General features: G+C 35.2%; 8 protein-coding genes. 6 read left to right on the forward strand and 2 right to left on the reverse strand.

The window, feature by feature from the left end; translation table 11 throughout:
* Positions 1–26 precede the first annotated feature (26 nt).
* A complete protein-coding gene (locus ACLBXA_RS25555) occupies positions 27–1,130 on the reverse strand; it encodes a CapA family protein (protein ID WP_000854495.1) in 1,104 nt (367 codons plus the stop codon).
* A gap of 218 nt (positions 1,131–1,348) precedes the next feature.
* Here ACLBXA_RS25555 and ACLBXA_RS25560 point away from each other — a divergent pair, with 218 nt between their 5' ends.
* From ACLBXA_RS25560 to ACLBXA_RS25570, 3 genes are all read left to right on the forward strand, one after another.
* Positions 1,349–2,065, forward strand: coding sequence for a DUF554 domain-containing protein (locus tag ACLBXA_RS25560; protein WP_447617583.1), 717 nt, complete (start codon positions 1,349–1,351; stop codon positions 2,063–2,065).
* Positions 2,066–2,083: 18 nt separating this feature from the next.
* Complete coding sequence (locus tag ACLBXA_RS25565) at positions 2,084–2,935, forward strand: GNAT family N-acetyltransferase (RefSeq protein WP_000393444.1); 852 nt, start codon at positions 2,084–2,086, stop codon at positions 2,933–2,935.
* Between the two features lie 167 nt (positions 2,936–3,102).
* The gene (locus ACLBXA_RS25570) at positions 3,103–4,317 is read left to right on the forward strand and encodes a multidrug efflux MFS transporter (protein WP_000179323.1); all 1,215 of its coding nucleotides are present in this window, start codon (positions 3,103–3,105) and stop codon (positions 4,315–4,317) included.
* Between the two features lie 52 nt (positions 4,318–4,369).
* Here ACLBXA_RS25570 and ACLBXA_RS25575 read toward each other — a convergent pair whose 3' ends face one another.
* Positions 4,370–5,131, reverse strand: a complete 762-nt coding sequence (locus tag ACLBXA_RS25575; protein ID WP_000982885.1) for a DODA-type extradiol aromatic ring-opening family dioxygenase — start codon at positions 5,129–5,131, stop codon at positions 4,370–4,372.
* A gap of 205 nt (positions 5,132–5,336) precedes the next feature.
* Here ACLBXA_RS25575 and ACLBXA_RS25580 point away from each other — a divergent pair, with 205 nt between their 5' ends.
* From ACLBXA_RS25580 to ACLBXA_RS25590, 3 genes are all read left to right on the forward strand, one after another.
* The gene (locus tag ACLBXA_RS25580; protein ID WP_001102606.1) at positions 5,337–6,260 is read left to right on the forward strand and encodes an alpha/beta hydrolase; all 924 of its coding nucleotides are present in this window, start codon (positions 5,337–5,339) and stop codon (positions 6,258–6,260) included.
* A gap of 192 nt (positions 6,261–6,452) precedes the next feature.
* Positions 6,453–7,097 carry a LytTR family DNA-binding domain-containing protein gene (locus ACLBXA_RS25585; RefSeq protein WP_000390209.1) on the forward strand — a complete coding sequence of 215 codons (645 nt, stop codon included), beginning with the start codon at positions 6,453–6,455 and terminating at the stop codon, positions 7,095–7,097.
* A gap of 127 nt (positions 7,098–7,224) precedes the next feature.
* Complete coding sequence (locus tag ACLBXA_RS25590; RefSeq protein WP_000429818.1) at positions 7,225–8,739, forward strand: acetyl-CoA hydrolase/transferase family protein; 1,515 nt, start codon at positions 7,225–7,227, stop codon at positions 8,737–8,739.
* Positions 8,740–8,918 lie beyond the last annotated feature (179 nt).

Below are 8,918 nucleotides of genomic sequence, written 5' to 3' on the forward strand. Positions count from 1 at the left end.
TTACAGAGAAATAGATCTTGAGCTGTCTAGTTTCGTTTGTTTTTTATTTTCCCTGTAGCATCAATTTCTACATCAGTTGAAATTGTTTGTAAATATTGAAGAGCTTTTTTCTTTTCTTCCTCATTTACAGGGGAAACTTGGTTGTTACGAATGATGTAAGGATTGAATGACATTTGTACATCCTTTCCTTTAAAAGTTAAAGTTAATACGCCAGTTTCGGCGCTTTTCCCACTCACATAACTTGGGAATAAAAAGTTACCTAATGAATAAGCGATAGGAACTTTATTATAATACTCAAATCCTTGTAACCAATGCGGGTGACTCCCGACAATCGCGTCAGCTCCTGCTTCAACCATTTTAGGTACATATTGTTTTTGGTATTCTACTGGACGATTTGATTTTTCAACGCCCCAATGCATATAGACGATTAAATAGTCTGCATCTTGTTTTTGCTCTTTAATTGTTTTTGTTACGAGATTTAAATCATATCCGTTTGCAACACCAGGTTTATTGTTACCAGCTACCCAGTTCGTATCAGGCATAAATCGAACGAAGGAAAGAAATTTGAACTTTTTCCCTTTTACAGTCATTTCTCGTGCTGTATATGCATCTTTTGCATTTTTTCCGGCTCCGATATAAGGGAATTTTAATTTTTCTACGTGAGAAATCGTGTCTAATAATCCATCTTGCCCATAATCAAGTGTATGGTTATTTCCGATATTTACGATGTCATATCCAGTGTTTTTTATAGCTTGTAGCGTGGATGGATCACTTTTAATCCAAAACAGTTGTCCAGGAGCTTTCTTTTCTCTCGTTGTAAATGCTGACTCTAAATTAACGAAAGAAATATCAGCTTTTGTTATTTCTTCTTTTACATGTTGGAATGGATAATCAGCCCCATTTTTTTCGATTACAGGACGTAATTGCCAATCGAACATTGTATCACCAGAGAAAGTGAGTGTAATTTCCGGGTCTTCTATTTTCTTTTCACTTGTTGAAGCGGTTTTACTAGATTTGTTTTGCAAATCGGGTTTGTCTTTCGCTTTTGAAGTAAAAGAGTAGTTAATTAATAAAACAATTGGTGTAATGCAAAAGGCTATTAACAGAAATCGTTTTAGTAAAGTTTTCATAAATACCGTCCCTTTTGAATTTATACCGCAATTTGTGGGCAATAAAACTCACGTTAATTAAAGTTTCACATTATGTATTACTACAAAAAAAATTGCGGTTTATGTTGTGGAAAACATTTGTTAATATTCTTAATATTAAGTTAACATATAGATAACCTGTAAATCAATGTATAAACCAAAATATAGAAATAAAGAATTCGAAGGGTGAAGAATAAGAAATGGTTATATTAGGAGCAGTTGTAAATGGGATTTGTATTATATTTGGTACTTTACTAGGTAAATTATTTAGTAGGATTCCAGAAAGTATGAAGGGAACAATTATGCATGCAATCGGTTTAGCGGTTACTGTACTTGGGCTTCAAATGGCATTGAAAAGTGAAAATTTTCTTGTTGTCATACTAAGTTTAGTGATTGGTACCGTCATCGGGGAATGGCTACAATTAGAGAGAAAGTTAAAACATTTAGGGGATTGGCTAGAAAATAAAGTTGGATCAAAAGGGAAAGGGAGCATATCAGAAGGCTTTGTAACTGCTACTTTAATTTTTGCAATAGGTGCGATGGGCATACTTGGTGCACTCGACAGCGGGATTCGTGGCAATCATGATATTTTATTTACAAAGGCGATTATCGATGGATTTATTTCTATTATATTAACGACAACTTTAGGAATTGGTGTAGTATTTTCGGCGATTCCAGTTATTTTATACGAAGGAGGGATTGCGGTTTTTGCAACACAAATTAATAGTTTGGTCCCGAAAGAATTAATGAATCAATTTATAGTGGAAATGACAGCTACAGGTGGTATTATGATAGTCGCTATTGGATTGAACTTACTTGGTGTTATTAAAATTAAGGTGGCAAATTTATTGCCAGGTATATTGGTAGTTGGAATAATCGTTTCACTTATTTATGGTTACGGTTTACTAGTAAAGTAATAGGGGATGGAGATACATATGGAGGAGTATAAATTTACAAAACGTGTTCATAACATATTGAAGATTGCAGCAGAAGAGGCAGAAAGTAATATCATTCAACCAGCTCATCTGTTTATCGGTATGTGTAAAGAAGGTACTGGAGTTTGTAGCGAGTTGTATATGTATTTGTTCCGTAAAGTGGGGATAGAGTTTTCAGAAAAACTTTCAATACGAAAACAATACGACTCACCGTATCAAGAGTATGAAAAAATAGGACAATATAAGGTATCTTATAAGGTGCTAGAAATTTTACAAATAGCGAAGAAACGTATGGAACGTTTCCAGCAAGTAATAATGAATGAAGGACATGTTATATATGCACTATTTCATGTAGATACGTTTATTGGAAATGTACAAATAAAAAAAGATATATTACGTATTATAGCTGAGCCAAGAGATTTAGCGGTCGATCTAAAATGTTTTGTTCCTACTTATAATCACTTAATTTGTACTGTTAGAAAGGCTAGCCCTTCTGATTTTGAAAAATTAGCAAGTTTTGTTAAAGAGGAATTTGGTGAACGTTGGTTACATTCAATAGAGTATGGATTTCGTACATATAAAGATAATTTACCTATTTATATAGCAGAACAAGAAGAAGTGATAGTAGGTTTCGCTTGTTATGATGTAGTGAGAGGAAAGAAGGGATTGTTTGGTCCAATGGGCACAGCGAAAAAAAATCGTGTGAATGGTGTAGGGAAGCAATTGTTATATCGTTGTTTACATAGTATGAAGAAAGAAGGATATGAATACGCAATTATTGGACAAGCAGGTCCGGTTGAGTTTTATGAGCGATGTTGTAATGCACGTTTAATACCGGTAGAGAGTAATTAACCAACTCCATATATGGGAGTTGGTTTTTTTATGAAAATAATGTAGAGATGTAGTGATTTTCACTAGAAAATAGCGGGTTTTGTAGTGGATTTTACAAATAAAGCAAATTACTAAACTTTTTACAAGAAAGGGTGTAGAATGGGTATCTAAAGAAAGAAGGTGTGAAAATGGCCAGCTGGAAACGAAATTTGATGATTTGTTGGCTAGGTTGTTTTACCACTGCAGCCGGTATGAGTTTAGTAATTCCTTTTTTATCTTTTTATATTGAGGAATTAGGAGTAACTGGCACTTCAAGTATTGCACAGTGGTCGGGACTTACATTTGGTGTAACATTTTTAATGGGTGCGATCGTATCACCAATATGGGGAAAGCTTGGTGATATACATGGACGGAAATTGATGCTTATTCGTGCGAGCCTTGGTATGGCGATTATTATGACGCTTATGGGGTTTGTAACGGACGTGTATCAACTAGTCGCACTAAGATTTTTGATGGGAGCGGTATCTGGTTTCCTTTCAACGGCGATGACATTTATTGCAGCAGAAACTCCGAAAGAGCATTCAGGTTGGGCAATTTCCACAATTTCAACTGGGGGCGTGAGCGGTTCTTTACTTGGCCCTTTACTTGGAGGATATTTGTCTGAGTTAATTGGAATGCGCCATGTTTTTCTTGTTACAGGAGCTTTTTTATTCCTTTCTTTTCTCATCGTTTTTTTCTTCCTACATGAAGAGAATCACTCCGCTCAAGCAAAAAAAGTACAACCGAAAAAAGTATGGACGATGGTTCCATCAAAGCATTTAATTATTAGTTTATTTGTAACAACATTTATTATTCAACTTGCGAACATGTCAATTCAACCTATTATTACATTGTATGTAAAGAATTTAGAAGGCCCAGGAACAGCTCATATTGAAATGATTGCAGGTGCAGTCATGTCTGCGACAGGTTTAGCTATTATTATGGCAGCTCCTAAGCTAGGTAGATTATCAGATCAAATTGGTCCTCAAAAAACGTTAGTTGTAGCGTTGTTTGCTGCAGGAATTATTTTTATCCCGCAAGCATTTGTAACCTCAGCTTGGCAACTATTAATTCTTCGATTTTTATTAGGTATCGCACAAGCAGGATTATTACCTTCCGTACAAACTCTACTAAAACAACATACACCAACCCATGTAACGGGACGAATATTTGGATATAATCAATCGTTTCAGTTTTTAGGAAATATGATTGGACCAGTACTTGGTGGACAAATTGCAGCACATGCGGGCTTCCAATATGTTTTCTTCTCTACATCATCACTATTATTTATTGCGTGCATTTGGGTTTATTTTCATAATAAGAACGAAGAGGTATCAGAGAAACGACATTTGGAAGTTAGTTAACTAAGTGAATGAAAAAGAAGAGGATGAAGCAACGATTGCTTCATCCTTTTCTTTAAAATTGAAGACAAAGATAACTTAATGTACCCATCTCATAACTGCGGTGAATGACTTCACCGTTATTTTCACCGCTTCCCATAGCGATAAATAAAGGAACAAAATGCTCTGCTCTTGGTACTGCTAATTGTGCATGAGGGGCATTGTTCTCCCAATTAAATAATGCATCTTTATCAGTAGTCTGCATATGTTTAATAATCCAATCATCAAATTCAATTGCCCATTGTTCGGGTGTCGTTTGATTCCATTTCAAAGCTCGTAAGTTATGAACAGTAACACCGCTACCGATTATTAAAATATCTTCTTGTCCAAGCCCTTTAAGTGCTTCTCCAATCTTAAATTGCTCTTTTGCAGGAAGGAATGGATTGACTGAAATTTGGACGACAGGAATATTTGCTTCTGGATACATGCGGTGCAGAAGAGTCCATGAGCCATGATCTAAACCTCTCGTCATATTATGATGGACTGGAATACCTTTGTTTTTAAATTTTGTTTCTAACATAGATGCAATGTTAGAAGAACCTTTCGCACGATATTTGATTTCGTATAACTCAGGAGGAAAACCTCCAAAATCATAAATTGTTTCATATTCGTTATCTGATGAAGAAATCGTTAATGCTTCACTTTCCCAATGAGCAGTGAAAATAATAATCGCTTTCGGTTTATATGTTGCTCCAAGTGTTTTTAAAAACCTTGTATAGTCTGTATCTTGAATAGCAAGCATCGGTGATCCGTGTGCTAAAAATAATGATGGCATCATAATAGAAACCTCCCAAAAAATATAATAATTACTTTATGTAAGTAACTATATAATCTTATTTCAAATTCGTCAACATAATAGTTATTGAGCTAATTGGAAAAGTGCGGCATTTGTCATAATGAAAGCAATTGCATATAATACATAATAAGAATAATGAATGGATATTCATTTTTTGATATACATAATAGAGTTGGGGGCTGACGAAATGAACGTACAGGAAAGTTTCGTTACGGCATTGGATGGATCGGAAATTTATTTACGTAAGTGGCTACCAGAAAGAGATCCGCGAGGAATTATTCAAATTGCACATGGTATGACAGAACATGCAGGTGTTTATACAGACTTTATTGCTGCGTTATTAAAAGCAGGGTATGGTGTTTATGCACATGATCATAAAGGTCATGGGAAAACAGTGAAAAGAGAAGAAGATTATGGTCATTTTAAACCAAATGTAGGTTGGAATGAGGCTGTTTCTGATGTTATTTTTGTATCAGAAACGATAAGAAAAGAGCAGACATGCCCGTTATTTTTACTTGGACATAGTATGGGTTCTTTTTTATCAAGACGTGCTGTACAACTGAAAGGTGAATTATATGATGGATTCCTTATTTCAGGAACTGGTGGAAATCCAGGGATTTTAGGAAGTATCGGTCATAAAGTAGCGACAATTGAGATGAAATTACGCGGGGAAAAAACGAAAAGTCCAATGTTAAATTTTTTATCTTTCGGAAACTTCAATTCGAACTTTAAGCCAAATCGTACAAAATTTGATTGGTTATCTTCAGATAATAATCAAGTTGATAAATATATTGCGGATCCGTTATGTGGTTTCATTTGTACGACGAGTTTTTACCGAGAATTATTTTCTGGAGTATTAGAAGTAAATAAACTAGAAGAATACAAGAAGACGCCAAAAAATCTTCCAATACATATATTCTCTGGTGATCGTGATCCTGTTGGCGATATGGGGAAAGGTGTAATAGAAGTATATGAAAACTATAAAAAATGTGGTATGAAAGACGTGACACTACGTTTATATGAAAATGGTAGACATGAAATGTTTCATGAAGTAAATAAGGATGAAGTATTTAAAGATTTAATTTCGTGGTTAGATGCGCATAATGGATAAGAAAAAACCTCACTTCATGCTGAAGTGAGGTTTTTTGAAAAACTGGAGGTATGGTTATGAGTGAATTTGTAAATAAAGAATATGTAGAAATAAATTTTCAAGATGTTAAGAATAATTTCTACTCAACCTTTTTATAAAGCAACAGATGCCTGTTCATAATAGTAGTATAATAGTGAATGAGGTGTTAATAGAATGGAAGATAGAACGTTAGGTTTATTACTAGATGTTGTTGGGGAATTATTTTCAGATGAAATTTCAATTGCTGTTTCAAATACGAAAGAATATATTTACTATCGGCCAAGTAAACGAATTGATTTAAAGATTAGTGTCGGGGATCCTATAAAGGAAGGAACGATTGCTCATAAAGCGATGGTGATGAACCAAAAAACCTCTGAGTTTATTAATCGGGATGTTTTTGGTATTCCTTATCATGGAATGGCTGTACCATTTTCAAACAATGGAAAGCTTGAAGGGTGCGTAACGGCAATTTATCCAGCTTTAACGGATGGAAAGTCAGTTGTTACTTTAAAAACAACAGACGGCTGGATTCCGGTTCCTTTTTCAAAGGTTATGTATTTAGAGGCTAAAGATAAAAAGACGTATGTGAATTCAGAAGAGTTATCAGGAACACATAAATACTCTCTGCAAGAATTCGAATACTTGCTTCCGAAAGATTCATTTATTAGATGTCATCGTTCGTTTATTGTAAATGTTAATCATATTAAAGCGATTTATCCTGATACCCATTCTACTTTTGTACTTTCAATGGATAATGGTGAGAGAGTACCAGTTAGTCAATCGTACGCTAGTTATTTCCGTAAGCTTCTAGGATTCTAAGTTTTTCTGCTTTAGAACCTAGATTTGCTGTTCTGTCTGAATTTTCGGCATTGTATACTAAAATCCCTATTTTGATAGTGTTAATGTGTAAAATAATTATGAATATTCAATGAGAGAGGGATTACATATGGAGAATAACTTAGATAGAATCAGAGATCAACGTCTAAAAGATCGGGTAGTTACACCTGAGGAAGCAGCTTCCTGGATTCAAAGTGGAATGACTTTAGGCTTAAGTGGGTTTACACGTGCAGGTGATGTAAAAGCAGTCCCATTTGCGCTTGTAAACCGAGTTAAGAATGATGAATCTTTTAAAGTAAATGTTTATACTGGGGCTTCTTTAGGCTCGGATGTAGACAAATTATTTGCTGAGGCAGGAATTTTAGGGAAAAGATTACCTTTCCAAGCTGACGCGACTATGCGAAAAGGAATTAATAACGGAGACTTTTTATTTGTGGATCAACATTTGTCTCATACAGCAGAGTTACTCCGCGCTGACGTTCTGGATATAGATTTCGCTATTTTGGAAGCGGTTGCGATTACAGAGGACGGAATGATTATTCCAACCACTTCAATTGGAAATTCCTTAGCGTTTTCCTTAAATGCTAAGTCTATTATTATTGAAATGAATATGGCTCAATCCGCGCAATTAGAGGGGCTACATGATCTATATGAACCAGGTAAACAAGGAGAGAGGCTGCCAATTCCGCTTGTGAAAACAGATGACCGAATTGGAACAATTGGTATTCAAATTGATCCTGAAAAAGTAAAGGGAATTGTGTTTACGAATCAATTGGATTCGCCATCGACAATTGTTCCTCCGGATGAAGAAACTGTTATTATGGCACAGCATTTAATAGAATTCCTTCGAGAAGAAGTCAAAGTAGGCCGATTAACAAATCGTTTAGCGCCGTTACAATCAGGAATTGGTTCAGTGGCTAATGCAGTATTGCACGGAATGTTAGATTCAGAATTTGAAGATTTAGAAGTATATTCCGAGGTTTTACAAGATGCAGTTTTTGATCTTATGGATGCTGGAAAAGTCAATTTTGCTTCTTGTTGTTCTATCACGCTTTCTGAAGAGAAAATGCAACAAGTATTTTCTAACTTTGAAAAATATCGTGACAAATTAATGATGCGTCCACAAGAGATTTCCAATCATCCTGAAATTATTCGTCGCCTTGGATTAATCTCAATTAATACTGCATTAGAATTAGATATATACGGAAATGTTAACTCTACTCACGTTTTAGGTACAAAAATGATGAATGGTATTGGTGGGTCTGGTGATTTTGCAAGAAATGCTCGCTTAGCTATCTTTGTTACTAAATCGATTGCGAAAGGTGGTAACATTTCAAGCATCGTTCCTTTTATTTCTCATGTAGACCATACTGAACATGATGTAGATGTTATCGTCACTGAACAGGGGTATGCTGACTTAAGGGGACTTGCGCCAAGAGAAAGAGTGGAACTTATTATTGAGAATTGCGTACATCCAATGTATCGTGCCCAGCTACGAGCTTATTACGAAGAAGCAAAAACAAGAGGTGGACAAACTCCTCATATTTTAGAAAAAGCTTTTTCTTGGCATACGAACTATGCTAAAAATGGAACAATGCTTGAAGCGGTAGTAGAAACTGTATAGGTGTGTATCGTACGAAATAGTAAAACGAATGAGTGAGCTTGAAGATTAAATTTTAGAAAAAGAGAACGCCGACTTTTAGGGATGTGAAGTGACCCCTAAAAGTTAGACACGGTTATTTCATTAGGCAGCTTGATAAAAGTGAGTCCGGTATTGTACCGGGCTCATTTTTAATTTTGCCT

This window comes from Bacillus sp. D48C (assembly GCF_053345735.1).

What these genes read in the sequence shown, in the direction of transcription:
- ACLBXA_RS25570 (WP_000179323.1), top strand. Translation starts at nt 3,103, where the DNA reads ATGGCCAGCTGGAAACGAAATTTGATGATTTGTTGGCTAGGTTGTTTT.
- ACLBXA_RS25585 (WP_000390209.1), top strand. Translation starts at nt 6,453, where the DNA reads ATGGAAGATAGAACGTTAGGTTTATTACTAGATGTTGTTGGGGAATTA.
- ACLBXA_RS25560 (WP_447617583.1), top strand. Translation starts at nt 1,349, where the DNA reads ATGGTTATATTAGGAGCAGTTGTAAATGGGATTTGTATTATATTTGGT.
- ACLBXA_RS25580 (WP_001102606.1), top strand. Translation starts at nt 5,337, where the DNA reads ATGAACGTACAGGAAAGTTTCGTTACGGCATTGGATGGATCGGAAATT.
- ACLBXA_RS25565 (WP_000393444.1), top strand. Translation starts at nt 2,084, where the DNA reads ATGGAGGAGTATAAATTTACAAAACGTGTTCATAACATATTGAAGATT.
- ACLBXA_RS25555 (WP_000854495.1), bottom strand. Translation starts at nt 1,130, where the DNA reads ATGAAAACTTTACTAAAACGATTTCTGTTAATAGCCTTTTGCATTACA.
- ACLBXA_RS25575 (WP_000982885.1), bottom strand. Translation starts at nt 5,131, where the DNA reads ATGATGCCATCATTATTTTTAGCACACGGATCACCGATGCTTGCTATT.
- ACLBXA_RS25590 (WP_000429818.1), top strand. Translation starts at nt 7,225, where the DNA reads ATGGAGAATAACTTAGATAGAATCAGAGATCAACGTCTAAAAGATCGG.